At 57.8% G+C, this 25,441-nt stretch carries 24 protein-coding genes; 13 read left to right on the top strand and 11 right to left on the bottom strand.

Translation table 11 applies throughout. The features are described 5' to 3' along the window. Positions 1 to 108: 108 nt before the first annotated feature. The 4 genes from cysG to tsgA all read right to left on the bottom strand — a co-directional run bounded on the left by cysG (position 109) and on the right by tsgA (position 5,928). On the bottom strand, positions 109 to 1,482 hold the full coding sequence (gene cysG, locus SK51_RS05980; RefSeq protein ID WP_022649618.1) for a siroheme synthase CysG: 1,374 nt from the start codon (positions 1,480 to 1,482) through the stop codon (positions 109 to 111). Between the two features lie 134 nt (positions 1,483 to 1,616). After that, complete coding sequence (nirD, locus tag SK51_RS05985) at positions 1,617 to 1,943, bottom strand: nitrite reductase small subunit NirD (RefSeq protein WP_022649617.1); 327 nt, start codon at positions 1,941 to 1,943, stop codon at positions 1,617 to 1,619. Next, positions 1,940 to 4,483, bottom strand: coding sequence for a nitrite reductase large subunit NirB (gene nirB, locus SK51_RS05990; protein WP_022649616.1), 2,544 nt, complete (start codon positions 4,481 to 4,483; stop codon positions 1,940 to 1,942). The genes nirD and nirB overlap by 4 nt, the downstream gene beginning before the upstream one ends. Positions 4,484 to 4,743: 260 nt before the next feature. Further along, positions 4,744 to 5,928: an MFS transporter TsgA gene (tsgA, locus tag SK51_RS05995; RefSeq protein ID WP_023307107.1), complete on the bottom strand. Its 1,185-nt coding sequence runs from the start codon at positions 5,926 to 5,928 to the stop codon at positions 4,744 to 4,746. A gap of 278 nt (positions 5,929 to 6,206) precedes the next feature. Between tsgA and ppiA the strand changes: the two genes are divergently transcribed. From ppiA to argD, 4 genes are all read left to right on the top strand, one after another. Beyond that, the gene (gene ppiA / locus SK51_RS06000; protein WP_022649614.1) at positions 6,207 to 6,779 is read left to right on the top strand and encodes a peptidylprolyl isomerase A; all 573 of its coding nucleotides are present in this window, start codon (positions 6,207 to 6,209) and stop codon (positions 6,777 to 6,779) included. Positions 6,780 to 6,884: 105 nt separating this feature from the next. Then, positions 6,885 to 7,469: a putative adenosine monophosphate-protein transferase Fic gene (locus tag SK51_RS06005; protein WP_032676743.1), complete on the top strand. Its 585-nt coding sequence runs from the start codon at positions 6,885 to 6,887 to the stop codon at positions 7,467 to 7,469. A 30-nt stretch (positions 7,470 to 7,499) separates the two neighbouring features. Beyond that, complete coding sequence (gene pabA / locus SK51_RS06010; protein ID WP_023307105.1) at positions 7,500 to 8,063, top strand: aminodeoxychorismate synthase component 2; 564 nt, start codon at positions 7,500 to 7,502, stop codon at positions 8,061 to 8,063. Between the two features lie 87 nt (positions 8,064 to 8,150). Then, the gene (argD, locus tag SK51_RS06015; RefSeq protein ID WP_023307104.1) at positions 8,151 to 9,371 is read left to right on the top strand and encodes a bifunctional acetylornithine/succinyldiaminopimelate transaminase; all 1,221 of its coding nucleotides are present in this window, start codon (positions 8,151 to 8,153) and stop codon (positions 9,369 to 9,371) included. Here the strand turns inward: argD and SK51_RS06020 are convergent. Together SK51_RS06020 and crp are read right to left on the bottom strand one after the other, a co-directional pair. Continuing rightward, on the bottom strand, positions 9,368 to 11,455 hold the full coding sequence (locus SK51_RS06020; protein WP_023307103.1) for a YccS/YhfK family putative transporter: 2,088 nt from the start codon (positions 11,453 to 11,455) through the stop codon (positions 9,368 to 9,370). The genes argD and SK51_RS06020 overlap by 4 nt on opposite strands. 57 nt (positions 11,456 to 11,512) lie before the next feature. Further along, the gene (gene crp / locus SK51_RS06025) at positions 11,513 to 12,145 is read right to left on the bottom strand and encodes a cAMP-activated global transcriptional regulator CRP (protein WP_000242758.1); all 633 of its coding nucleotides are present in this window, start codon (positions 12,143 to 12,145) and stop codon (positions 11,513 to 11,515) included. A gap of 310 nt (positions 12,146 to 12,455) precedes the next feature. Between crp and SK51_RS06030 the strand changes: the two genes are divergently transcribed. After that, positions 12,456 to 12,860 carry an OsmC family protein gene (locus SK51_RS06030; RefSeq protein WP_022649609.1) on the top strand — a complete coding sequence of 135 codons (405 nt, stop codon included), beginning with the start codon at positions 12,456 to 12,458 and terminating at the stop codon, positions 12,858 to 12,860. Positions 12,861 to 12,945: 85 nt separating this feature from the next. On the opposite strand, the gene SK51_RS06035 is transcribed toward SK51_RS06030, so the two are convergent. From SK51_RS06035 to SK51_RS06045, 3 genes are read right to left on the bottom strand one after another with little or no spacing between them, the layout of a single operon-like run. Next, entirely contained in the window at positions 12,946 to 13,815 is an 870-nt protein-coding gene (locus SK51_RS06035) for a phosphoribulokinase (RefSeq protein WP_003861663.1), read from the bottom strand. A gap of 29 nt (positions 13,816 to 13,844) precedes the next feature. Continuing rightward, on the bottom strand, positions 13,845 to 14,063 hold the full coding sequence (locus SK51_RS06040; RefSeq protein ID WP_032676742.1) for a YheU family protein: 219 nt from the start codon (positions 14,061 to 14,063) through the stop codon (positions 13,845 to 13,847). Further along, the gene (locus SK51_RS06045; protein ID WP_023307102.1) at positions 14,060 to 15,082 is read right to left on the bottom strand and encodes a hydrolase; all 1,023 of its coding nucleotides are present in this window, start codon (positions 15,080 to 15,082) and stop codon (positions 14,060 to 14,062) included. Before SK51_RS06045 ends, SK51_RS06040 begins: the two co-directional genes overlap by 4 nt. 228 nt (positions 15,083 to 15,310) lie before the next feature. Here SK51_RS06045 and mdcA point away from each other — a divergent pair, with 228 nt between their 5' ends. The 8 genes from mdcA (at position 15,311) to mdcH (ending at position 22,357) form a co-directional block, all read left to right on the top strand. Then, positions 15,311 to 16,966 carry a malonate decarboxylase subunit alpha gene (gene mdcA, locus SK51_RS06055; RefSeq protein WP_023298766.1) on the top strand — a complete coding sequence of 552 codons (1,656 nt, stop codon included), beginning with the start codon at positions 15,311 to 15,313 and terminating at the stop codon, positions 16,964 to 16,966. Beyond that, positions 16,966 to 17,823: a triphosphoribosyl-dephospho-CoA synthase gene (locus SK51_RS06060; protein ID WP_023307101.1), complete on the top strand. Its 858-nt coding sequence runs from the start codon at positions 16,966 to 16,968 to the stop codon at positions 17,821 to 17,823. Before mdcA ends, SK51_RS06060 begins: the two co-directional genes overlap by 1 nt. 9 nt (positions 17,824 to 17,832) lie before the next feature. Beyond that, on the top strand, positions 17,833 to 18,132 hold the full coding sequence (mdcC, locus tag SK51_RS06065; RefSeq protein WP_022649604.1) for a malonate decarboxylase acyl carrier protein: 300 nt from the start codon (positions 17,833 to 17,835) through the stop codon (positions 18,130 to 18,132). Then, a complete protein-coding gene (locus tag SK51_RS06070) occupies positions 18,125 to 18,958 on the top strand; it encodes a biotin-independent malonate decarboxylase subunit beta (RefSeq protein WP_003861672.1) in 834 nt (277 codons plus the stop codon). Before mdcC ends, SK51_RS06070 begins: the two co-directional genes overlap by 8 nt. Continuing rightward, entirely contained in the window at positions 18,958 to 19,758 is an 801-nt protein-coding gene (gene mdcE, locus SK51_RS06075) for a biotin-independent malonate decarboxylase subunit gamma (protein WP_003861675.1), read from the top strand. The genes SK51_RS06070 and mdcE overlap by 1 nt, the downstream gene beginning before the upstream one ends. 123 nt (positions 19,759 to 19,881) lie before the next feature. Further along, positions 19,882 to 20,841 carry an AEC family transporter gene (locus SK51_RS06080; protein WP_023307100.1) on the top strand — a complete coding sequence of 320 codons (960 nt, stop codon included), beginning with the start codon at positions 19,882 to 19,884 and terminating at the stop codon, positions 20,839 to 20,841. Between the two features lie 2 nt (positions 20,842 to 20,843). Then, the gene (locus tag SK51_RS06085; protein WP_023307099.1) at positions 20,844 to 21,461 is read left to right on the top strand and encodes a malonate decarboxylase holo-ACP synthase; all 618 of its coding nucleotides are present in this window, start codon (positions 20,844 to 20,846) and stop codon (positions 21,459 to 21,461) included. Then, on the top strand, positions 21,461 to 22,357 hold the full coding sequence (gene mdcH, locus SK51_RS06090) for a malonate decarboxylase subunit epsilon (RefSeq protein WP_022649600.1): 897 nt from the start codon (positions 21,461 to 21,463) through the stop codon (positions 22,355 to 22,357). Before SK51_RS06085 ends, mdcH begins: the two co-directional genes overlap by 1 nt. A 102-nt stretch (positions 22,358 to 22,459) precedes the next feature. Here the strand turns inward: mdcH and SK51_RS06095 are convergent, their stop codons facing one another. After that, a complete protein-coding gene (locus tag SK51_RS06095; protein ID WP_048206618.1) occupies positions 22,460 to 23,392 on the bottom strand; it encodes a LysR substrate-binding domain-containing protein in 933 nt (310 codons plus the stop codon). 15 nt (positions 23,393 to 23,407) lie between these two features. Then, entirely contained in the window at positions 23,408 to 25,312 is a 1,905-nt protein-coding gene (locus tag SK51_RS06100; RefSeq protein WP_023298762.1) for an ABC transporter ATP-binding protein, read from the bottom strand. Positions 25,313 to 25,441 lie beyond the last annotated feature (129 nt).

A 25,441-nucleotide genomic window follows, 5' to 3' on the forward strand; every position in this document is an offset into this window, starting at 1 on the left:
ACACGAGGGAATAAATGGAAAAGTTCCATTACGCGGGCGGTATGTTATCGACTGAGGTAAGAAGGGAGTAGTCCGCTTCAAGACTACTCCCGGGAGAGAGATTGTGCGTTAGTGGCTGGAGAACCAGTTCAGTTTTTCACGCAGTGCTACCACGCGGCCCACCACGATCAGCGCCGGGCTTTCAACCTGCTGCGCCAGCTCGCCCAGCTGCGTCAGTACGCCATCGACCACGCGCTGCGTAATGGCGGTACCGTTTTCTACCAGTGCGACCGGCATATCTGCTTCCATGCCGTGCTCCAGCAGTTTCGCCTGAATCGTGGCTGCCTGATTTAGCCCCATATAGAAGACCAACGTCTGCTTTTCAGCGGCCAGATTATGCCAGTCCAGCTCGCTGCCGGTTTTCAGGTGGCCCGTCACCAGGCGCACGCTCTGGGCATAGTCGCGATGGGTTAACGGAATGCCGGAATAGGCAGAACAGCCGGATGCCGCCGTAATGCCCGGCACCACGGAGAACGGAATGCCCGCGTTGCAGAGAGTTTCCAGCTCCTCGCCGCCGCGACCAAAGATAAACGGATCGCCCCCTTTCAAACGCACCACGCGCTTACCTTTTTGCGCTTCCCGCAGCAGGATCTGGTTGATCTCCTCCTGCGGTACGCAGTGATAACCTGCCCGTTTGCCGACGAATACGCGGTCAGCATCGCGGCGCACCAGATTCATGATGTCATCAGAGACCAGACGGTCATACACCACGATGTCCGCCTGCTGGATCTGCTGGAGACCCTTCAGCGTCAGCAAGCCCGCATCGCCGGGACCTGCGCCCACCAGTACCACTTCACCGCGATGATCCAGCGGTTCAGAGAGGAGTTGCTCGGTCGTCTCTTCAACCGCTTTGGCGTCCTGATTGGCTAGCGACTGCGCCAGCCTGTCGTTGACAAAGAACTTCTCCCAGAAGCGACGGCGTTCGCCCACGGTTGCGAAGGTTTGCTTCACGCGGGAACGCAGCTGCCCGGCGTAATGGGCAATCTGACCAAGGTGTTGAGGCAGCACGGCTTCCAGTTTTTCCCGCAGCAGACGGGCAAGAACGGGCGAGCGGCCACCGGACGACACCGCAATCATCAGCGGCGAGCGGTCGATAATGGATGGCATGATAAAGCTCGCCTCTTTCGGCGCATCCACCACGTTACAGAAGATGCGGCGCGCTTCGCAGGCGTCGCTGACGCGCTGGTTAACGTCATCGTTATCCGTTGCGGCGATGGTCAGCCAGCAGGTATCCAGCAGGGATTCATCAAATTCGCCCTGCACCTGCGTGAGCATCCCTTCCTGCGCCCAGACGTCAAACTGTGGGGCGAAGGTGAGGGCGTTAACGGTCAGTCGGGCGCCCGCCTCTAACAGCAGGCGCGCCTTGCGTTCAGCCACATCGCCGCCGCCCACGAGCAGGCAGTCGCGGTTGCGTAATTGACAAAAAATCGGCAGGTGATCCACGACGTTACCTCACAGTATTCATGGCGGGGGAAGAATTGACGTCAGGATAACAGCAGGAATCGTACAGAACATACGGTTTTTCCTGCCGTTACCCATAAGGGGTCATAAGCCTTTCCTATTGAAAAGGCGAGGGGTTACGCTTTCAGCTGCACCTCGCCGTCCTTCACGCGGACGTCGTAGTGTTTGACCGAGAAGCTTTCATCTTCCATGCAGCGCCCGTCGGTTAAGCGGAAGCGCTGCTTTTTCAGCGGGCTGGCAACCCACAGTTCGCCCTGGTGCTCCGCAATCAGACCGCGGGAGAGCACGCTGGCCTCGAAGAACGGGTCGATATTGCTGATGGCAAAAACCTGTTCATCGTGGCGAGGGCGGAAAATCGCTACCTGCTCGTTGCCCAGCAGGGCACAGACGCCGGTTGCTGGCAGAATGTCGTTAATGTTGCAGATGTTTACCCACTGGCTCATGCGTTTTCCTCCACCAGCATCACCGGAATACGTTCATACGGGGTCGCTGGACGATGCTGTTCGCGCTCCGGCACCACCTGCACGTTCGGGTCGCGCTGGGTGCTGTTGATAAAGTGTTTGAAGCGCGTCTGCGCCGCTGGCGTGTTCACGGTTTCGGTCCACTCGCAGATAACCGCCTCGCGCAGGCGAGTCATCTCGGATTCCAGCTGTTCATTCAGGCCCAGCTTGTCGTCGATAATGACTGACTTCAGATAGTCGATGCCGCCTTCGAGATTATCCAGCCATGACGCGGTACGGGTCAGCTTATCGGCGGTACGAATGTAGAACATCATGAAGCGGTCGAGGTATTTGATCAGCGTATCGCGATCGAGATCGGCAGCCAGCAGATCGGCGTGGCGAGGTTTCATCCCGCCGTTACCGCACACGTACAGGTTCCAGCCTTTCTCGGTGGCGATAATACCCACGTCTTTACCCTGTGCTTCCGCACATTCACGGGTACACCCTGAGACGCCGAACTTCATTTTGTGCGGCGTACGGATACCTTTGTAGCGGTTTTCCAGCTCGACGCCGAAGCCCACGCTGTCGCCCACGCCGTAGCGGCACCAGGTGCTACCCACGCAGGTTTTCGCCATGCGCAGCGCCTTGGCGTACGCGTGACCGGTTTCGAAGCCCGCCTCAATCAGCTGACGCCAGATTTCCGGCAGATCATCTTTCTGCGCACCGAACAGGCCGATACGCTGGGAACCGGTGATTTTGGTGTACAGATTAAACTCACGGGCGATACGGCCCACGGCGACCAGCCCCTCAGGGGTAATTTCTCCCCCGGCAGAACGCGGGATCACCGAGTAAGTCCCGTCTTTCTGAATATTGGCCAGGAAGTTATCGTTGGTGTCCTGAAGCGGAGTGTGTTCTGGTTTGAGCACATATTCGTTCCAGCAGGACGCAAGCAGGGAACCGACGGTAGGCTTACATACTTCACAGCCGTAGCCCTGGCCGTGTTTCTCCAGCAGTTCGTCGAAGGACTTAATGCCCTCCACGCGGATCAGGTGATACAGCTCCTGGCGAGAGTAAGCGAAGTGCTCGCACAGGTTGTTGTTCACTTCAATGCCCTGTTTTGCCAGCTCGGCGTTCAGCACCTGGGTGACCAGCGGGATACAACCGCCGCAGCCGGTCCCGGCTTTAGTTTCCGCCTTCAGCGCCGCAACGGTGTGGCAGCCTTTGTTAATGGCGGAGATCAGCATGCCTTTGGTCACGTCGAAGCAGGAGCAGATTTGCGCGCTGTCCGGCAGTTTATCTACGCCAATGGACGGCTTACCGCTGGAGGCGTGCGCCGGGAGGATCAGCGCGTCCGGGTTTTCCGGCAGCTCAATGGCGTTCAGCACCAGCTGGAGCAGGTTGCCGAAGTCACTGGTGTCGCCCACCAGCACCGCCCCGAGCAGGGTTTTGTTGTCCTGGCTGACGATAAGACGTTTGTAGACTTCTTTGCTTTCGTCCAGATAAACATAGCTGCGGGAGTTCGGGGTGCGACCATGCGCATCGCCAATACCGCCCACGTCCACGCCCAGCAGCTTCAGCTTCGCGCTCATGTCTGCGCCGGTGAAGGCGTTTTCGCTGCCGAGGATATGGTCAACGGCGACCTGCGCCATTTTGTACCCAGGTGCAACCAGACCGTATACGCGGTTATTCCAGCTGGCGCATTCGCCGATGGCGTAGATGTCCGGATCGGAGGTCTGGCAGGTATCGTTGATCATGATCCCGCCGCGCTGCGCAACGGCCAGACCGCACTGAGTAGCCAGTTTGTCGCGCGGGCGAATGCCGGTGGAGAAGACGATGAAATCCACTTCCAGCTCGCTGCCGTCGGCAAAGCGCATGGTTTTACGCGCTTCAGTGCCTTCCTGCACGATCTCTTTGGTGTTCTTGCTGGTGTGAACCTTCACGCCCATGCTTTCGATTTTACGGCGTAACTGGTCGCCACCCATATGGTCCAGCTGTTCCGCCATCAGCATCGGGGCAAATTCGATGACGTGGGTTTCAACGCCGAGGTTTTTCAGTGCGCCTGCCGCTTCCAGACCCAGCAGACCACCGCCGACAACCGCGCCACGTTTGCTTCGACGTGCGCAGGATTCAATGGCGTTGAGGTCTTCAATGGTACGGTAAACGAAGCAATCCTGGGTTTCCGAACCTTTAATCGGCGGGATCCACGGATACGAGCCTGTCGCCATGATCAGCTTATCGTAAAAAACCGTGCGTCCGGCGCTGGAGTGGATCACTTTCTCCTGACGGTTGATGGTGATAGCGCGTTCGCCCACCAGCACTTTTACGCCATGCTTCTCGTAGAAACCTTCACGCACCAGAGAGAGTTCTTCGGCGGTATGGTGAGAGAAGTAGGAAGACAAGTGCACACGGTCGTACGCCTTGCGGGGTTCTTCACAGAACACGGTAATATCGAACTGGTTAGCATCGGCTTTATCGAGAAGATCCTCAATAAAGCGGTGGCCGACCATGCCGTTACCGATGATAGCGAGTCTGACTTTGCTCATTTTTGCCTCGATTTCTTTTCTATTACTGCCTACCTTAACGATTCAGCAGGGGCACTTATTGATGCAAATCAAATACGCCTTCACCTACCCCTTAGGGGGTATATCTATGATTTGTCAGGATTTTTATAAGTGACGGATATTGTTTGATTTTTGTGCTTGCTTGTTTTTCGCACAATTTTGGTGGGGTTTTTTACCCATCGGCGGGCGGGGCGGGTGAGCAGGGGAAAACCCCTTTGCAGTACGCAAAGGGGTTACGGCGATTAGTGGGTAGCTGTTGCCGGGTTGTGTTGACGGTGACGGGTCACAAAGCCCAGCACGAAGCACATGATGAACACCACGGCGTACAGACCGTTAGCGGTATGCAGCGCCGCCAGCGGGCCGCTGTGCGCCACAATTGGGCCCGTGACCACGAAGGTCAGCATGGTGCCGATGGTGCCGCAGGTCAGCACGAAGTTCACCAGCTTTGGCGAGGCCACTTTGGTCTGAAGAGAGCCAAGGGTGATGATCGAGGTATAAATCGCGCTGGAGAAGAAGCCCAGGGCCAGGATGAACCACGGCATATGCTCCGGGGAACCGTTGATGAACAGATACATCAGCACGGTTGCCAGACCCGCCAGAACGGTCAGGATCCGTTGCAGGTCGAAGAAGCGCAGGATAAAGCTAAACGCCCACATGCCGAACATGTAAGACATCCAGAAATCGCTCACCAGTTTACCCGCGTCGTTCAGACTCATGCCCAGACCTTTCGCGTATTCAGGAACCCAGGAGATAAAGCCCAGCTGGCCGAGGATGTAACACAGCGCGGCGATGGAAAGGAACAGCACGCCGATACCCCATTTTTCTTTCGCAACTGGCTCAGACGTGGTCTGCGCTTTTTTGCCCAGCACCGGGAACTCGCAGCCGAAGGTGAGAATAAAGATCGCGACATAGACCAGACCAATGCAGGCGTATACCCAGTACCACTCAATGCTGCGCGCCAGAAGATACGCGGCGACCATCGGGAAAATCATCCCGGCCATGCTGAAGAAGGAGTCGGTGAACAGCAGACGCGCGCCGCGCTGGCGGCCTTCATACATATGGGTGATCAGGAACGTACCGATCGACATGGTGATCCCGCTCACCAGGCCCAGCACGAACATGGCGGCAGAGAAGAGGGCGATGCTGTGGCTCAGCACCAGGCCCGCCACGGCGGCAACCATCAGCACGAAGCCGAAGCGCAGCTGGGTTTTCAGCGGCACGATTTCCATCAGCCAGGCATTAAGGAAAATAGAGATCAGGATCCCCGCGTTCAGGAAAGTGAAGGTATTGCTCATGCTGGAAACGGGCAACTGGAAGTAGTCTGCGATATTTCCCATCACCATCCCGGTGACGATCACCAACGCGCCGGTCAGGGCGTAGGAGAAGAAGCTGATCCATGTGAGCTTGATGCGATTGCTGTTAGTCATGTCTGGCCTGTTAAAAGTAAAGAAAAACGCAATGACTGCGTTTGAGCGGGCAGATTTTAGTCGCGAAAGTGATCTAATTAAATCTTTTCAGAAAATATTGAGCACAATTGCAGGCTTTAACGTGATGGGGATCACATTATATCGCGGAGTGAACAATCGTTTGCGCGGTAATAATTGTTTCAATTTCGTAAAATTAGGTAAAAGACTGGTCTGGGTTCATACTGCTCTTTAGAATCAAGCCATTCGCTTTTTATACTGCGCTTTGTTAAGGAATTCTCATGCTCAAATCAACACTGGCGGCTGTCGCAGCTGTGTTTGCTCTTTCTGCCGTTTCCCCTGCTGCGCTGGCAGCCAAAGGAGACCCTCACGTCCTGCTGACTACCTCTGCGGGGAATATTGAGCTGGAGCTGGATAGCCAGAAAGCCCCTGTTTCCGTGAAAAACTTCCTCGACTACGTGAACAGTGGTTTTTATAACAACACCACGTTCCACCGCGTGATCCCGGGCTTTATGATTCAGGGCGGCGGTTTCAACGAGCAGATGCAGCAGAAAAAGCCTAACCCGCCAATCAAGAATGAAGCGGATAACGGCCTGCTGAACAAGCGCGGCACCATTTCTATGGCGCGTACGGCGGATAAAGACAGCGCCACCAGCCAGTTCTTCCTCAACGTGGCGGATAACGCCTTCCTGGACCACGGCCAGCGCGACTTTGGCTACGCGGTGTTCGGTAAAGTGGTGAAAGGCATGGACGTGGCGGACAAGATCTCTCAGGTTCAGACTCATGATGTCGGTCCATACCAGAATGTGCCGTCTAAGCCAGTGGTGATTCTCTCCGCGAAAGTGCTGCCGTAATCGTTCCCTCACACGGGCACATCCTGCCCGTGTCTTTCCGCCCTCCCTGCGAAAGCGCGTTTTGCTGCTTATACTTGTGGCAAACGGACTATTCAGGGAGGCGTAGTGAAAAAACTCACCGACAAGCAAAAATCCCGACTCTGGGAGCAACAGCGTAGCGTCAATCTTCAGGCCAGTTGCCTCCTTGAAAAAGGCAAGGGTCCCGCTGAACCCGATATCGAGACGCTGGCACTGGGGCCTTCTGCACCGGGTTTACCCCATCTGTGCCTTATTCACCGCCATTTATTCCGCAACGAAATGAAAGGCGCTGGCGAGCTGCGCACCGCCGATATCTCCAAGGGCGACATTCCATTTTGCCATTTCGAGTACATCGAGAAGGTGGGTAATGAGCTGATGGCTTCGCTGGAAAGCGATAAATATCTGGTGGGCCTTCAGAAAGAAGAGTTTACAGACAGAATCAGTCATTACTACTGTGAAATCAATATGCTACATCCGTTTATGAGCGGTAATGGCGTGGCTCAGCGCATCTTCTTTGAACAGCTGGCGATCCATGCGGGCTACGTGCTGAACTGGCAGGGGATCGACCCGGACGACTGGGCATCCGCCAACCAGAGCGGGGCGATGGGTGATCTGACCGCCCTGAATGCTACCTTTGCCAAAGTTGTGAGCGAAGCGCGGGGATCTGAGTAAAATAGGGCGGCCATTTTTTCAGGAGCCGCCATGATTCTGCTGATTGATAACTACGATTCCTTTACCTGGAACCTTTACCAGTATTTTTGTGAACTGGGGGCAGAGGTGGTTGTCCGCCGTAACGATGAGATCGCGCTGGCTGACATTGACGCGCTGGCGCCCCAGAAAATCGTGATTTCGCCCGGGCCGTGTACGCCGTCGGAGTCCGGTATCTCGCTTGAGGTAATCCGCCACTATGCGGGCAAGCTGCCGATTCTGGGCGTCTGCCTGGGTCATCAGGCCATTGCGCAGGTCTTTGGCGCCACCATTGTTCGTGCCGCGAAAGTCATGCACGGCAAAACCTCACCGATCACGCACACCGGTACCGGCGTGTTCCTGGGGCTAAACAATCCGTTAACCGTGACGCGCTACCATTCTCTGGTGATTGATCCGCCGACCCTGCCCGCAGACTTTGAAGTGACCGCCTGGAGTGAGACCCGGGAAATCATGGGCATTCGCCACCGCGAGTACGATCTGGAAGGGGTGCAGTTCCACCCGGAAAGCATTCTCAGCGAACAGGGGCACGCACTGCTGGCCAATTTCCTTAATCGCTGAATATCTGTTGCCTTGTTGTGATTTTTTATGCATATTTTGTGATTATATTTTCACAATCACTGTGACATAAAAATGGATGGTCATGACATGGCAACTGAACAACCAGCAATTACCCGCGCGACATTCGATGAAGTGATCCTGCCGATTTATGCACCGGCTGAGTTTATCCCGGTGAAAGGGAGAGGCAGCCGCGTCTGGGATCAGCAGGGCAATGAGTATGTTGATTTCGCAGGCGGTATTGCGGTGACGGCGCTGGGCCATTGCCATCCTGCGCTGGTGGACGCGCTGAAAACGCAGGGCGAAACGCTGTGGCACACCAGCAACGTGTTCACTAACGAACCGGCGCTGCGTCTGGGGCGTAAGATCATCGATGCCACCTTCGCCGAACGCGTGCTGTTTATGAACTCTGGCACCGAAGCCAACGAAACCGCCTTTAAGCTTGCGCGCTACTACGCAACCACGCGTCATAGTCCGTACAAAACCAAAATCATCGCCTTCCATAACGCCTTCCACGGTCGCTCGTTCTTTACCGTTTCCGTTGGCGGCCAGCCGAAGTATTCCGACGGCTTTGGTCCGAAACCTGCGGATATCATCCACGTGCCGTTTAACGATCTGCACGCCGTTAAAGCGGTGATGGACGATCACACCTGTGCCGTGGTGGTCGAACCCATTCAGGGGGAAGGCGGCGTCACGGCGGCCACCCCGGAATTTCTGCAAGGGCTGCGCGAACTGTGCGACGAGCACCAGGCGCTGCTGGTGTTTGATGAAGTGCAGTGTGGGATGGGGCGTACCGGAGACCTGTTCGCTTATATGCACTACGGCGTAACGCCGGATATTCTGACCAGCGCGAAAGCGCTCGGCGGCGGTTTCCCGGTCAGCGCGGTGCTCACCACCCAGGATATTGCTTCCGCATTTCATGTGGGCTCACACGGCTCCACTTACGGCGGTAATCCGCTGGCGTGCGCCGTGGCGGGAGCGGCGTTCGACATCATTAATACGCCGGACGTCCTGAATGGCGTGAATGCGAAACGCGCCCTTTTTGTGAAACATCTTCAGCAGATTGACGAACAGTTTGATGTCTTCAGTGAAATCCGCGGAATGGGGCTGCTGATCGGTGCCGAGCTGAAGCCTCAGTACAAAGGCCGCGCGCGCGATTTCCTGCACGCCGCCGCGCACGAAGGCGTCATGGTGCTCAACGCCGGGCCGGACGTGATGCGCTTCGCGCCGTCGCTGGTGGTGGAAGACAAAGACATCGAAGACGGGTTAACCCGTTTTGCTGCGGCGGTCGCGAAGATCGTCAGAGGCTAATACGCGGTTCGTTTTAACCGGCGCGTTAACCAAATCCCGTGATGCGGACGCTGACGCCATGCCACCGACGAAATGGTGTGCATGGTGTTGAGATGCCCGAGAACGCGCTGTAAATGCTGCTCCAGGGTGCTCATCGGCCCGTGGGTCAGCGTCTCCGGCGCTTCCAGAATGTTCGAATCCCCTGACTCGCCCGGCGCGTCGTACTCCAGACGCTGCTGACAGCGCTGGAGGGCAATTTCACACGACTGCAAATAGCGCTGCGCCAGATCCGGCGTCAGCATGGTGTGCTCGCGCGCCAGCGTGGTCATGGCATTGATGTGTTCGACGATAAACTGGCTGTGCGTGACCCACAGCTTCATGTCTGCCAGATAGTGCGAGTTGAAGCCCGGCTCCTGCATGGCCTGGTTAAGGGAGTTGAACAGGGCATTATGCGCCTGGTTGACCTTCATGCGCTCGTAGGCCAGCGGAGACGGCTGCGGGTCGTCGCTCAGGATCAGGCGAATGGCCTGCTGATCCGCCTCCAGCGCGTCGTGGGCGTTTTGCCTCAGTAATCCACTTTGCCACTGCGGCCACAGCCAGACCATGCCGCCAAAGGCGATCAGGCAGCCAATCAGGGTATCGACCAGGCGGGCAATAATTAACTGATCGGCGTTGAGCGTAAGCAACTGCAGGGTGTACACCGCCGTTACCGTAAAGCCCACCGTCGCCCAGCCGTAGTTTTTACGGATGATCAGATAACTCACCATCGTAATCGCCAGCATGCCGACCAGCGTATACCCTTCCGGCACGTGGAAGTGCAACGTTACGCCCGCGATAATCAGCCCCGCCATCGTGCCGCCCGCCCGATGCAGAATGCGCACCCGCGTGGCGCCATAGCCGTTCTGGGTGACAAACAGCACGGTCATTAAGATCCAGTAGGGTTTCGGCAGGTGCAGGGCCATTCCCATCAGGCTGGCGATGCTGAGCATGACGCTAATTCTTGCGGCGTTGCGCAGGGCGGAAGACTTCAGCGACAGGTAGCTTTTGAGCGCAGGCAGCAACGGCAGTCGTTTTTGCTTATCGGCCATCAGGTCCCGGGCATAAAGCGGGCGCTGGGTGCGCAACACCCGGGCGATGCGGCTGAAATGCCAGGCGGCAAACTGCCCGACCGGGTTATCCGCGTGCTGACGCGCAATCTTTTCCAGCGCGCCGAGCTGTTTGTCCATGTTAAAGCGCGTCGGATAGCGGTGATAGAGGATATCCTCAGCCAGCACCCGCAGGCGCGCCGCGACGGTCTGCGCGTTCCAGCGGATCACCGCTTCCGCATGGCTGCGCTCCACCAGCTTTTGCACCTCTTCCGGATTATGAAGGCTGACGGAAATATGCTCCTGCAAATCCAGCCCGACCTGGAAGGTACGCAGCAGCCGCTTATATTCATGATTTTTGTTGGCGGCAAGCATGTGCAACTGCTGATAGCACTGGCTGATCAGATCCACCACTTTTTGCTGGCGTGCCAGCAGCGGCGGCAGGGATTTTTCCGGGTCGGTATGCTGGGTGAGCAGGGTGTATTTTGCTTCACAGTATTCAGCAAGCTGCACGTAGAGCAGGCTCAGGGATTCGCGCAGCGGCTGTTCCCGCCACAACCAGAACCAGAACCAGTTAAACAGCCCGTACCACAGCGTGCCGAGGGCGTAGATCAGCAATGGCTCCCACACCGGCATATTGCCCGCAAGGCTTAAGGTGAAGATGGCGGCAATCAGCGACGCGGGAAGCAGGCGGGCGTGCAGCGAGCTGATTTCAGCGGTTACGCCAAGCGTCATCGCCAGCACGGTCAGGATCAGCGGCAGAGGAATGTCGCGGGCCAGTAAGAGTTGCACGGCAAGGCTACAGCCGGCAAACAGGCAGCCGCCAATAATCAGGCGTTTGAAAAAGCGTTTATGCGGGGTGTCCAGACCGGCAATGTTGCAGCAGGCGGGCACGAGGGAAAACAGCAGGCCTTGCTGAAGATGTCCGAGGATCAGGCCCACGGCCACGGGAAGACACAACACCAGCGTTTGTCGCAGTGCGTAGTTAACTTCCGGGTGATAGATCAGCCTGCGCCACATAAGGAGTAGAGACAAAAACGGCGTGCCACCCTGCGGCGGCACGCCGTCTGACCGGAATTAACGGGTCCCGTAAACCACGATGGTTTTACCGTGGGCGGAGATCAGGTTCTGGTCTTCCAGCATCTTCAGGATACGGCCCACTGTTTCACGGGAGCAGCCGACGATCTGACCGATTTCCTGGCGGGTAATTTTAATTTGCATACCGTCAGGGTGGGTCATGGCGTCTGGCTGTTTCGCCAGGTTCAACAGAGTCTGCGCGATACGACCGGTCACGTCCAGGAAGGCGAGGTTACCCACCTTCTCAGAGGTCACTTGCAGACGGCGTGCCATCTGGGAAGAAAGACGCATCAGGATGTCAGGGTTGACCTGAATCAGCTGACGGAATTTCTTGTAAGAAATTTCAGCCACTTCACATGCTGTTTTTGCACGAACCCAGGCGCTACGTTCCTGGCCTTCTTCAAACAGGCCCAGTTCACCGATAAAATCGCCCTGGTTCAGATAAGAAAGGATCATCTCTTTCCCTTCTTCATCTTTGATCAGCACGGCCACCGAGCCTTTAACGATGTAATACAACGTTTCCGCTTTTTCACCCTGGTGAATCAGCGTGCTCTTTGATGGGTACTTATGAATGTGGCAATGAGACAAGAACCATTCGAGAGTCGGGTCTGTTTGCGGTTTGCCAAGCACCATGCGCTGTTATCCTCTGTTATAAGCTGTCACCAGAGTCATAAGATGCATCCGGACTCTGGGGTTGCAATCGAATTCTTACCCATACCTGGGAAGTCGGCTGTCGTAACGTTTCGCAGCCAGTAAAGTTTGATGTCCTCTGCATACATGTGTAACGTCAATGTATTACTGTAGCATCCAGAGTGTTTTAGCATAGCTTTCGCCGCGTGTCTCCTGGTGTCTCGCTTCAGCATGACGCAGGTCGCCTTCCGTTGCGAGAAATGTAACGTACACGTAATCTGTCATAAAAAATGCAACGTTGGAGTGAGTGAATATGCAAGCGCGTGTGAAATGGGTTGAAGGGTTAACGTTCCTGGGCGAGTCTGCTTCCGGGCACCAGGTTTTGATGGATGGCAACTCCGGCGATAAAGCTCCCAGCCCGATGGAAATGGTGCTGATGGCGGCAGGTGGATGCAGCGCGATCGACGTAGTGTCGATCCTGCAAAAAGGCCGTCATGACGTGACCGATTGTGAAGTGAAGCTGACGTCAGAACGTCGCGAAGAGGCGCCACGTCTGTTCACGCATATTAATCTGCACTTTATCGTCACCGGCAAAGAACTGAAGGATGCGGCGGTCTCGCGTGCGGTTGACCTGTCTGCGGAGAAATATTGCTCTGTGGCGCTAATGCTGGAGAAAGCGGTAAACATCACCCATTCGTATGAAGTGATCGAGGCTTAATTTTTGGCGGGTGGCGCTTCGCTTACCCGCCCTACAAAAGCACGCCCGTAGGCCCGGTAAGCGCAGCGCCACCGGGCAAAACAACTCACGCGATTTGCTTTCCTTCCATCAGCCGCTGCACCAGCGGCGTCATGATCAGCTCCATCGCCAGCCCCATTTTTCCGCCCGGTACCACTAACGTATTCATGTGCGAAATAAACGAACCTTGTAGCATCGCCAGCAGCCAGGGGTAATCAATGCCTTCCAGGTTGCGGAAGTGGATCACCACAAAGCTCTCGTCCAGGGAAGGGATGCTTTTTGCGGCGAACGGGTTGGAGGTGTCCACGGTGGGGACGCGCTGGAAGTTAATGTGGGTTCGGGAGAACTGCGGCGTCAGGAAGTTGATGTAATCTTCCATGGAGCGCACCACCGAATCCATTACCGCCTCTCGCGAATGGCCGCGCTCGCTCATGTCACGCGTCAGCTTCTGGATCCACTCAAGGTTAACAATCGGCACCACCCCCACCAGCAAATCCACATGGCGCGCCACGTCGTGCTGAGGCGTCACCACGCCGCCGTGCAATCCTTCGTAAAACAGCACGTCAGTCGGTTCCGGCAGCGGCTGCCAGGGCGTGAACGTGCCGGGGACCTGGTTCCAGGGCACGGCTTCATCGTAGGTGTGGAGATACTTGCGGGACTGCCCGGTGCCGCTCTGCCCGTATTCACGGAAGGTTTGCTCCAGCAGGCCGAAGTCATTGGCCTCCGGGCCAAAATAGCTGATGTGTTTACCCAGATCGCGCGCCTTGCGGATGGCCATATCCATCTCCGGGCGCGTGTAGCGGTGAAAGCTGTCGCCCTCTACCTCTGCCGCCCGTAAGTTAAGCTGGGCGAAAATCTTGCGGAAGGCGAGGCTGGTGGTAGTGGTTCCCGCCCCACTCGAACCCGTAACGGCAATAACCGGATGTCTGGCAGACATAGCAACTCCCTGACTGGAAAAGTGTAAGATCAGCCATGAAACGCGTTGCGGGGCATGATATTCACCGTCTCATGCAGTTCGGACCATACCAGCACCACGTCGCCGCTTTTAAGCTGGCGCTTCACATCGCTGACCTTTTGTCCAAGCGAACGTTCATGTTCACCATAATCGGTGCCTTCGCGCAAGACAAAGCTTTCAATCAGATTATCGAGCGTGTCGGGAGAGAGATCCTGCCAGGGAATAATCATTTTTTACCGTCCAGATAGGCCGTTAACCAGTCGGGTATACGCGTCTCAAGCCACATTTTTGGCCGACGCAGCGTGCCGCCAACAAAGCCCACGTGCCCGCCGAACTCGGTGAGCTGATACTCCACGTTATCCGGCAGATAGTCAGGGGCGGGGATCGAGTGATGATCCATAAACGGATCGTCTTTGGCGTGGATAATCAGCGTGGGTTTCGTGATTTGATTCAGTAAAGGCATGGCGCTGCACTGACGGTAATAGTCAATCGCATCGGCAAAGCCGTGAATTTTCGAGGTGATCAAATCATCAAACTCGCGCAGGCGCTTCACGCGTTTGAGCTGTTGCAGCGTCACAGGCAGCGTATCCGGATAGGCCTTAAGTTTACGTGCGGCGTTGGCTTTCAGCAGGTTGAGCAGATAACGCTGATAGACCCGTGAAAACCCCTTTTCCATATGATAACTGCACTGCTCCAGCATAAAGGGCGCAGAGACAATCACCGCCGCATCCAGCGGTACGGCGTCGCTCTCCTTCGCCAGCAGGCAGGCCAGCATATTCCCGCCCAGCGAATACCCCACCGCTGCCGTTGGTGCTTCGCCGAAATTGTCTCTTAGCCAGCGCAGGAACCAGGAGCCGTCCTCGGTTTCACCCGAGTGATAAATGCGTTTCTGACGGTTAGGCTCGCCGCTGCATCCGCGAAAATGCATCACCACCCCAAGCCAGCCGCGGGCTTTCGCCGCCTCAATGAGACCGTGTGCGTAAGGGCTGTGCAGGCTGCCTTCCAGGCCGTGAAACACCACCAGACGGGGTTTATGTCTGGCCCGATCCGGATCTTCGCTCCAGGCGAGATCCAAAAAGTCACCGTCCGGCAGGTCAATGCGCTGCCAGTGGGGGGTGAACTGCACCTTGCGGCGGATCAGGCGCGGCAGCATGGTTTGCAGGTGAGGGTTAGCCACACCGCGCATGGGCACGAACTCTGCGCTCTCTTCGGCTGCAATGTCGAAGTCTGAGGGAATGATTTGGGTCATAAGGGCGATGCTGATTCTTGTCAGAAATTAACTATACCTTCCGAATTGTACCCCGTTTAGCCCGTTTTTCCGAAACATGAACTGATCCCGATCACATTTCTTTACCTTGATTATTACTCTCAGGCTAATGATTACGTCCTACGCTTAATTGATGCCTTTCTCACCAGAGCGCACACTTTACTCAACGTTAAGCAAATCAGAATGATGTGCTGAATCAGGAGGTTAATAATGTTATCTGGGCAAACACCCACCCGGCAATGGAACACCCGACGCAGCGAGAAAGCGCGTCGTCTGGCGTCCGTACCGGTGCAGGGCAAGGTACTGCCAACCGGCGATCTTGTCGCCATGCTGGAAAAACTGATCGCACCAGGCGACAAAGTCGTTCTGGAAGGCAACAACCAGAAGCAGGCGGATTTCCTTTCCCGTTCACTGGCCGAAGTGAACCCGCAAATCGTGCACGATCTGCATATGATCATGCCGAGCGTGGGCCGCAGCGAACATCTGGACATCTTTGAGAAAGGCATCGCCCGCAAGCTCGACTTCTCCTTCTCCGGTACGCAAAGCCTGCGCATTTCGCAGCTGCTGGAGGATGGTCAGCTCGAAATCGGGGCGATTCACACCTACATCGAACTCTACTCACGTTTATACGTCGACCTTTCGCCAAACGTGGCGCTGATTGCCGGTTTTAAAGCGGACCGTAAAGGTAACCTCTACACCGGGGCGAGTACCGAAGATACCCCGGCGCTGGTGGAAGCCGCCGCGTTCCACGACGGCATCGTCATCGCACAGGTGAACGAGCTGGTGGACGACGAGTGCGACCTGCCGCGCGTCGATATTCCGGGCTCGTGGATCGATTACGTGGTGGTGGCGGACAAGCCGTTCTTTATTGAACCGCTCTTCACCCGCGACCCGCGCCTGATTAAACAGGAACACATCCTGATGGCGATGATGGCGATTAAAGGCATCTACGCTGAACACCAGGTGCAGTCCCTGAACCACGGGATTGGCTTTAATACCGCAGCGATCGAACTGCTGCTGCCAACCTACGGCGAACAGCTCGGACTCAAAGGCAAAATCTGTAAACACTGGACTTTGAACCCGCATCCAACGCTGATCCCGGCCATCGAAAGCGGCTGGGTGGAGAGCGTCCACTGCTTCGGCGGCGAGCTGGGGATGGAAGAGTACATCCGCGCCCGTCCGGACGTGTTCTTTACCGGTGCTGACGGCTCCATGCGCTCTAACCGCGCCTTCTGTCAGCTGGCTGGTCAGTACGCGGTCGACATGTTTATCGGTTCCACGCTACAGGTTGATGGTTACGCTAACTCCTCAACCGTGACCCGCGGCCGTCTCTCCGGCTTCGGCGGCGCACCAAACATGGGCCACGATCCGCACGGTCGTCGCCACGCCACTCCGGCCTGGCTGAACATGATCACCGAGCCTGACCCGATGCAGCGCGGTAAAAAGCTGGTTGTGCAGATGGTGGAAACCTTCCAGGCGGGCGTGAAGCCAACCTTCGTGGAGAAACTCGACGCCGTAGACGTGGCGAAAGCCTCCGGCATGCCGCTGGCGCCGGTTATGATTTACGGCGATGACGTCACCCACGTGCTGACGGAAGAGGGGATTGCTTACCTCTACCGGGCGAAAGATCTGGAAGAGCGTCGCGCCATGGTCGCCGCCGTGGCGGGTATCACCGATATCGGTCTGGGCGTTGACGCCAAACGCGTGGCGGAACTGCGCCAGAGCGGCAAGGTTGTGTATCCGGAAGATATGGGCATTCGTCGTACCGATGCCACCCGCTCTCTGCTGGCTGCGGGCAGCGTGGCTGACCTCGTTGAGTGGTCCGGCGGCCTGTATAACCCACCTGCGAAATTCCGGAGCTGGTAATGAAACTTCTGCCCCAGATCCAGGTTGAAGGCGGTGCCGAATGGCTGGCGCGAACCGCCACGCAGTGTCTGATTGACGAAGCACGTTTAAGCCCGAAGCCCGGTCTGGTGGACAGCCGGGGGAACGGCGCGCATCACGATTTATCGCTTGCGCTGATGAAGCGCTCCGCTCACAGCCTGACCCCCACGTTTCAGGCGCTGGCGCAACAGAGCTGGCAGCGTCCGGCGGATATTGCCCTCAGGCAAACCGTTGGCCGCCTGGGTCGTGAAGGCGAACGGCAGATGATGGCCGCAACCGACGGCGTGAACACACACCGTGGCGCGATCTGGGCGCTGGGATTGCTGGTGAGCGCGGTGGCGATGCTGGGCGGCGATGCCCGGGCGCAAACCGTCGCGAACACCGCCGCTCAGCTGGCGAAACTGCCGGATGACGCGGCGCCGAAAGTATTCAGCAAGGGGTTACGCGTCACGCACCGCTATCGTGTACCGGGCGCGCGTGAAGAGGCTCAGCAGGCGTTTCCGCACATCATGCAGCGCGCGCTGCCGCAGCTTCACCTCAGCCGTCTCAACGGCAGCAGCGAAACGCAGGCCAGACTCGACGCGCTGATGGCGATCATGACCTCGCTCACCGACACCTGCGTGCTGTCGCGCGCCGGCATGGAGGGGCTGGATGCCATGCAGAACGGTGCCCGTGCGGTGCTGAACGCGGGAGGATGCGCAACACTTGCGGGGCAGCAGGCGCTGGCGCGGTTAGACCGTCAGATGCTGACGCTTAACGCCTCGCCGGGCGGAGCCGCAGACCTGCTTGCCGCCACGCTGTTTCTTGACCGCGTCGAAACGCCCTATTCAAAGCATTAAGAGGATGTTATGGAAAAAATCACATTGACCGTGCCCGCCAGCCGCGAAGTAAGCGGCAGGGCGCTGGCAGGGGTAGTCGGTTCCGGGGATATGGAGGTGCTTTTCACCGCCGAACCGGGCCAGACCTTAATCATTGATATCACCACCTCCGTCGACAACAGCCGTGGGCGCTGGGAGGCGTTGTTCAATCGCCTGCAAACCGTCAGCAGCCTGCCCGCAGGTAAGCTGACCATCCACGACTTCGGCGCGACGCCGGGCGTGGCACGCATTCGTATCGAACAGGTTTTTGAAGGGGTGAACCATGCGTGATGACAGCAGCTTTATCGAATTAAAAGCGCGCCAGCGTGCGCAGGCGCTGCTCGACGACGGCAGCTACCGCGAACTGCTGGATCCGTTTGAAGGCATTATCTCTCCGTGGCTTGGGCCACAGGGGATTGTTCCTCAGGCCGATGACGGCATGGTAGTCGCGAAAGGGACCATCAACGGCCAGCCTGCAGTGGTGGTGGCGATTGAAGGCACCTTCCAGGGCGGCAGCATGGGCGAAGTGTCCGGTGCCAAAATGGCGGCGGCGCTGGAGCTGGCTGCGGAAGATAACCGCAACGGCATTCCGACTCAGGCGGTACTGTGCCTCGAAACCGGCGGCGTACGTTTGCAGGAAGCCAACCTTGGCCTGGCGGCGATTGCCGATATCCACGCCGCGATCGTTGACCTGCGTCGCTATACCCCGGTTGTCGGGATTGTCGCCGGGACCGTGGGCTGCTTCGGCGGGATGTCTATCGCCGCGGCGCTGTGCAGCTACCTGATTGTAACCCGCGAAGCGCGTCTTGGCCTCAACGGCCCGCAGGTTATTGAGCAGGAAGCGGGCATTGAAGAATATGACTCCCGCGACCGTCCGTTTATCTGGAGCATGACCGGCGGCGAAGTGCGCTATGAAAGCGGACTGGTGGACGCGCTGGTGGGCGACGGCGTGAACGCGGTGAAAGCCGCGATGAACGAGGCCATCGCCAAAGGCGTACCGGCGAAACATCGCACCGATAACTATGACGATTACCTGAACCGTCTGACGAATTTCGACACCCGCAAACAGGCCGATGCCGAACAGATTAAAGCGCTTTTTGCCCGGGAGGTGAAATGATGACTAACTCAATTAGCCGTGGCGAACTCTGGCTGGAAACTCTGGCCCCGAACGCGAAACGTCTGGAGGGGTTATGCCCGTCCGTGCAGGCGGCAGACGGCGAGCTGAACGGTGAAACGGTGCGCTTTGTCGCCGTGGTGCCGGACGCCAACAACCACTTCCCGCGCGCGGCGCAGGGTGAAGTCGGCCTGCTGGAAGGATGGACGCTGGCAAAAGTGGTCAGCGAAACCGTCGCCGCTGACGCCGATAAAGCCGTGAAGCGCCCGATTGTGGCGGTGATCGATGTCCCAAGCCAGGCCTATGGCCGTCGTGAAGAGGCGTTTGGTATCCACCAGGCGCTGGCCGGCGCCGCTGCCGCCTATGCCAATGCGCGGCTGGCGGGGCATCCGGTGATTGGTCTTATCGTCGGTAAGGCCATGTCCGGCGCGTTTCTGGCGCACGGCTACCAGGCCAACCGCCTGATTGCCTTCAACGATAAAGGCGTGCTGATCCATGCCATGGGCAAAGAGTCTGCGGCGCGCATTACGCTGCGTACCGTGGAGGCGCTGGAAAAACTGGCGGCAACCATTCCGCCAATGGCGTACGACATCAGCAACTACGCCACGCTGGGGCTGCTCTCCGACCTGCTGGATATCAGCAACCCGGATGCCCCTTCCGAAAGCGATCTGACGCGGGTGAAAACTACCCTGCAACAGGCCATCAGCGACGCTCGTCAGGACACCACGTTGAAAAACCGTCTGGGTGCTGACAACCGCCGCAGCTCGGCGCTCGTACGTGAACGTATGCGAGCCAGCTGGTAAGTAAAAAGAGACCTGCCAGATGCATTACCCCGTGGGCGCGCCCGTTGCGTCCACGCGGGAACCTGCATCCTGAAAATAATAAACATCGCGCCAGTGCTTAAACTTTTTTACTACAGGTGATTTATGACTTACGTAATTGTTCATGCTCTTGCACCGATTTTCGTCATCATGCTGCTGGGATTCTGGGCCGGTAAAGCAAAGATGGTCGATAACAAAAATGTTTCCCTGCTGAATATCTTCGTTATGGATTTTGCACTCCCTGCCGCGCTGTTCAGCGCCACCGTGCAAACCCCGTGGACCGGCATTGTGGCGCAGTCGCCGCTGATCCTGGTTCTCACCCTGGCGATGTGGATCACCTATGCGGCCATCTACTTCCTCGCCACCAAAGTCTTTAAAAAATCTCCGCAGGATGCGGCCGTACTGACGCTGACCGTCGCTCTGCCAAACTATGCGGCGCTCGGCCTGCCGATTCTGGGCAGCGTGCTGGGTGAAAGTTCTTCTACTTCACTCTCCGTGGCGGTCTCCATCGCCTGTGGTTCGGTGCTGATGACCCCGTTCTGCCTGCTTATTCTGGAGCGTGAAAAAGCGCGCGCCGAGGGCAATAACTCCGGTTCAACGCTTTCCATGCTGCCGGTGCTGATGTGGCGCTCCATTAAAAAACCGATCGTGATGGGCCCGCTGCTGGGGGTGATCCTGTCCGCTATCGGCATCAAAATGCCAGAGCTGGTACTGGCGGCGATTAAACCTCTGGGACTGTCCGCGACCGCTGCGGCGCTGTTCCTGACCGGGGTGATCCTCTCCGCGCGTAAGCTTCAGATCAACACCATGGTGATCACTTCCACTATCGCCAAGCTGCTGATCCAGCCAGCGATTGCCTGGGGTATCGTTTTAATCTTCGGTCTGCACGGCTCCGTGGCGATCACCGCCATCCTGATGATTGCGCTGTCTGCGGGCTTCTTTGGCGTGGTGTTCGGTAACCGCTTTGGCGTGCAGTCGCCGGATGCTGAAGCCGTGCTGCTGTTGAGCTCCATACTGTGTATTCTGTCGCTGCCGCTGTTTATCTCGCTGACTTCAGGAATGTAATTATGACCACAACATTACGCCCACACGACCTCATCTGGCTTACCGCGCGCGACGCCCTGGAAGGGATTACCGCATCCTGGGTAGACGCGGCCTGGCATACCGGGCTGCCGGTAGTGGTGCGGCGTGATGTTGATAATGAAGGCCGTATTCCCGTTGGCGTGCGCGGATTGCGCCGCGACCAGCGGGCGGCCGGATGGGTGAAGCCTGAGAACGTGTTGCGCGTGGTGTCGCCCGAAGAGTTGAGCGTTGCCGCCGACCTGCTGCGTTCGCCGTTTGTCACTCAGCCGCCGGTTCAGGTGGCTCTTCAGCTTGCGCAGCAGTCGTGGCCGTGGACGTGGGGGATAACCGGCAGTACGGGTTATGCGCTGGCGACCGGCATTCCGGTGATCCACGCCGACAGCGATCTCGATCTGCTGATCCGCGCCCCGCGTACCGTTTCCCCTGAGGCGTTTACTGACTGGCAGGCTCAGCTCAGCCGTGCGTTGTGCCGGGTGGATACGCAGGTGGACACGCCCGAGGGCGGATTCGCGCTGGCAGAATGGTTACGCGACGGCAAAACGCTGCTAAAAACGCAATGTGGACCGCGCCTGGTAGCGGATCCATGGCACAGGGAGGAGTAATGAAAATACTGTTTACCTTTCCGGGGCAGGGCACACAGCACGAAGGTATGCTGCAAAACCTGCCGGGAACGGAGCTGGAGCAGGCCCGTGCTGTGCTGGGGGCGGAAGTCGATACCCTGGACAGCGCATCCTCGTTAACCCACACCCGTGCGGTTCAGCTTTCACTGCTGATTGCCGGCGTGGCCTGGGCGCGCGAGCTGGAACGTCGCGGCGTGTCGCCGGATATTGTCAGCGGTCTGTCCATTGGCGCTTATCCTGCGGCGGTTATCGCAGGCTCGCTGGACTTTACGGATGCGCTGAAGCTGGTGGCGCTGCGCGGTGATTTGATGGAGCAGGCGTATCCGCACGGCTACGGCCTGACGGCGATTATGGGGTTGACCCTGCCGCAGGTGGAAAACCTGATTCAGGGGACTGGAACCTATATCGCTAACCTGAACGCCGAAACGCAGATCGTGATTGCCGGAACCGATGACGGTATGGCGCAGGTGGCGGAGCGCGCGCTGGCGAAGGGTGCAAGCAAGGCCAAACGGCTGGCGGTGAGCGTGCCATCGCACTGCGCGCTGCTGGCGGAACCGGCGAAGAAGCTGGCAGCGGCGTTTGAATCGGTCACGCTTTCCCGTCCCCGCTGCGCGTACCTGAGCGGCAGTACCGGACGCGTGCTCTGGCAGCCGGAGAAAATTGCCGACGATCTGGCAATGAACATGGCGCGAACCGTGCGCTGGCAGGAGGCGGTGATTTCCGCTAACGAGCGTGAAGCGCGGCTGGCGATTGAGATGCCGCCGGGAGGCATATTAACCTGCCTGACGCGGCAGGCGGCGTGGGAAGGCGAATCCATTTCGCTGGAGCGCAGCGGGGTGGACGTGGCGGTGCATCTGGCGGGGCGGCTTCGTGCGTGAGTTTTTTTGCCCGGTGGCGGCTGCGCCTTACCGGGCCTACGGGTTCGGTTGTATTATTTTGTAGGCCGGGTAAGACGCAACGCGTCGCCACCCGGCAAGGCCTCAGGCTCCGTCCTGCAAACTTCTGGCGTACATCCGCCCTTCCGCGGCCAATGCTCGCAGGCTCGGATCCTGCTCGCGGTTGTGGGCAAAGACGATCGCAATCAGCTGCTGCATCTGGTACGGCTGTGCCAGCTTCAGTAGCTGCACCGAATTTTCGTACACTTTCTTCATCCTGCCCGGCATCAGCGTAAACCCGACCCCCGCCTGTACCAGGCTCAGCATCGAGAAAATATCGTTTACCCGCGTCACAATCTCCGGCTCGAAACCGGCAATATGAAACGCTTCCTGAAACCCGGCGTAAGTGGCGAACCCTTCCGCGAGGGCGACAAACTTCTGATCTTTATAGTCACGCAGATCGGCGGGACCGCTGGTATTCAGCGTGGCAGAGGCCGGTGCGGCAAGGAAAATATCGTCATGGAACAGGGGCAGCACTTCGAGGCTGTTACGGTCGATATCGCTCTCGGAGATAGAGATTAAAATCGCATCCAGCGACCCCTCATCCAGCATATGGAGCAGGGTTTCGTTCGAGCCCATCGTCAGATCCATCTCCAGATCCGGACGGCGCAGCTTCATACCCATTATCAGGCGCGGCACGGTTTCCAGCGTCAGCGAGTAAAGCGTACCGACGCGCAACCGTCCCTGGCCGATACCGGCAATCTTGCGCGACTCTTCCAGCCCGCGCTCCATCACCTGCATCACCTCCTGACAATACTCCAGCAGCGTCCATGCGGAGGGGAGGGCAATCAGGTTACGCCCTTTGTGAGCAAAGAGCGGGCAGCGGACGTTCTCTTCTAGGGTATGCAGCGCGCGGTGCACGCTGACACCGCTCAGGCCGAGCGTTTCGGCGGTACGTGCGATATTGCCCTTGTCCATGAACGTCATGAAGATGCTGAGCTTACGGAATGTAATCTCGCTCGTGGTATCGAAGCCCATAACCCTCCCGGCGTGTTAGTCGGCTTGCAGCATCGCTTCCAGCTGTTCCTGCGCGTCCAGCCATGCCATTTCGCACTCTTCGAGACTGGATTTGGTTTTCGCCTGCGTTTGCAGACAGTCCGTCAGCTCCGCTTTGCGGCTCTGATCGTACAGTTCGCTGTCGCCCAGCTTCTCTTCGACGGCGGCAAGCGTGGCGTTAAGCTTTTCCATCTCTTTTTCGAGGCGGGTAATCTCTTTACGCAGCGGCTGAGTCTGGGTGCGCAGTTCCGCTTCACGGCGCTTCTGGTCTTTACGCGCCTGGGCGCTGTTGGCGTTGTCTTTCGCTGACTCTTCCGGCTGGTTTTCCTGCTTCTGCACGTCCGTCAACCACTGCTGGTAATCTTCCAGATCGCCGTCGAACGGCTCCACTTTGCCGCCGTGAACCAGATAGAGATCGTCGGTGGTGGAGCGGATCAGGTGGCGATCGTGCGAAACGACAACCAGCGCCCCTTCGAACTCGATCAGCGCTTCGGTCAGCGCCTGACGCATGTCGAGATCGAGGTGGTTGGTCGGTTCATCGAGCAGCAGCAGGTTTGGACGCTGCCAGACGATCAGCGCCAGCACCAGACGCGCTTTTTCGCCGCCGGAGAAACGCGCTGTATTTTCAGTCACCTTATCGCCCTGGAAGCCAAAGCCGCCGAGGTAGTCGCGCAGCTTCTGCTCCATCTCCTGCGGCGCCAGGCGCGCCAGGTGCTGGATCGGCGATTCATCGGCGCGTAAAAATTCCAGCTGATGCTGAGCGAAGTAGCCAAGCTTGATGCCCTTCGCCAGCCCGATTTCGCCGCTGACCGGGTTAAGCTCGCCCGCCAGCAGCTTGATCAGCGTTGATTTACCGGCGCCGTTACGCCCCAGCAGACCGATGCGTGAACCCGGCACCAGGTTGAGCTTGATAGAGTCGAGAATAATGCGATCGCCATAGCCCGCGCTCACTTTTTCCATCTTCAGCAGCGGGTTCGGCAGGCTCTCCGGCTCGCGGAAGCTGAAGTGGAACGGGTTATCCACGTGCGCGGGGGCAATCATCTCCATGCGTTCCAGCATTTTGACGCGGCTCTGCGCCTGCTTGGCTTTTGACGCCTTGGCCTTGAAGCGATCCACAAAGCTTTGCAAGTGCGCCACGCGCTGCTGCTGGCTTTCATACATCGCCTGCTGCTGGGCGAGGCGCGTCGCGCGCTGGCGCTCGAAAGAGCTGTAGTTGCCGGTGTACTCGAACAGGCTTTGCTGTTCGATATGAATGATTTTATCCACCACCGGGTCGAGGAAGTCGCGGTCGTGGGAGATCAGAATCAGAGTGCCCTGATAGCTCTTGAGCCACTTCTCCAGCCAAATAACCGCATCGAGATCGAGGTGGTTGGTCGGTTCATCGAGCAGCAGGAGGTCAGAGCGGCAGATCAGCGCCTGCGCCAGGTTAAGGCGCATACGCCAGCCACCCGAGAAATCGCTCACCGGGCGTTCAAGCTGTTCGTTGCTGAAGCCCAGGCCGTGCAGCAGGCTGGAGGCGCGGGAGCGAATGGTCCAGGCGTCGATGGCGTCCAGCTTGCCGTGGACGGTGGCGATGGCGTGGCCGTCGTTGCGCTCGTTGGCGGCGTTGAGCTCCGCTTCGAGCTTGCGGTATTCACGGTCGCCGTCGATAACATAGTCGAGCGCCGGTTCGCTCAGCGCGGGGGTCTCCTGGTTTACCCAGGCGAGCTGCCAGTTGCCCGGGAAGGTAAAGTTCCCGCCATCCGCGCTTATCTCGTTTTTCAGCAGTGCCAGCAGGGTGGATTTACCGCAGCCGTTTTTGCCGACCAGCCCCACTTTCTGGCCCGGGTTGATGGTAGCAGTCGCGTTATCCAGCAGGACGCGCACGCCGCGACGAATTTGTAACGAGGAGAAAACAATCATAGAAGCGCCGTATGTTCCGACTATGTTAATTTGTCATTATGATAATGTAAGGTGTGGGCCAATTTCCCCACCGGGCCGCCATGGTAGCCCAAAACGACAACAATACACAAAAACAGAACCGGGAGGGGA

The organism is Enterobacter sp. MGH85, assembly GCF_001037655.1.
In the GTDB taxonomy this organism is placed as follows: domain Bacteria; phylum Pseudomonadota; class Gammaproteobacteria; order Enterobacterales; family Enterobacteriaceae; genus Enterobacter; species Enterobacter intestinihominis.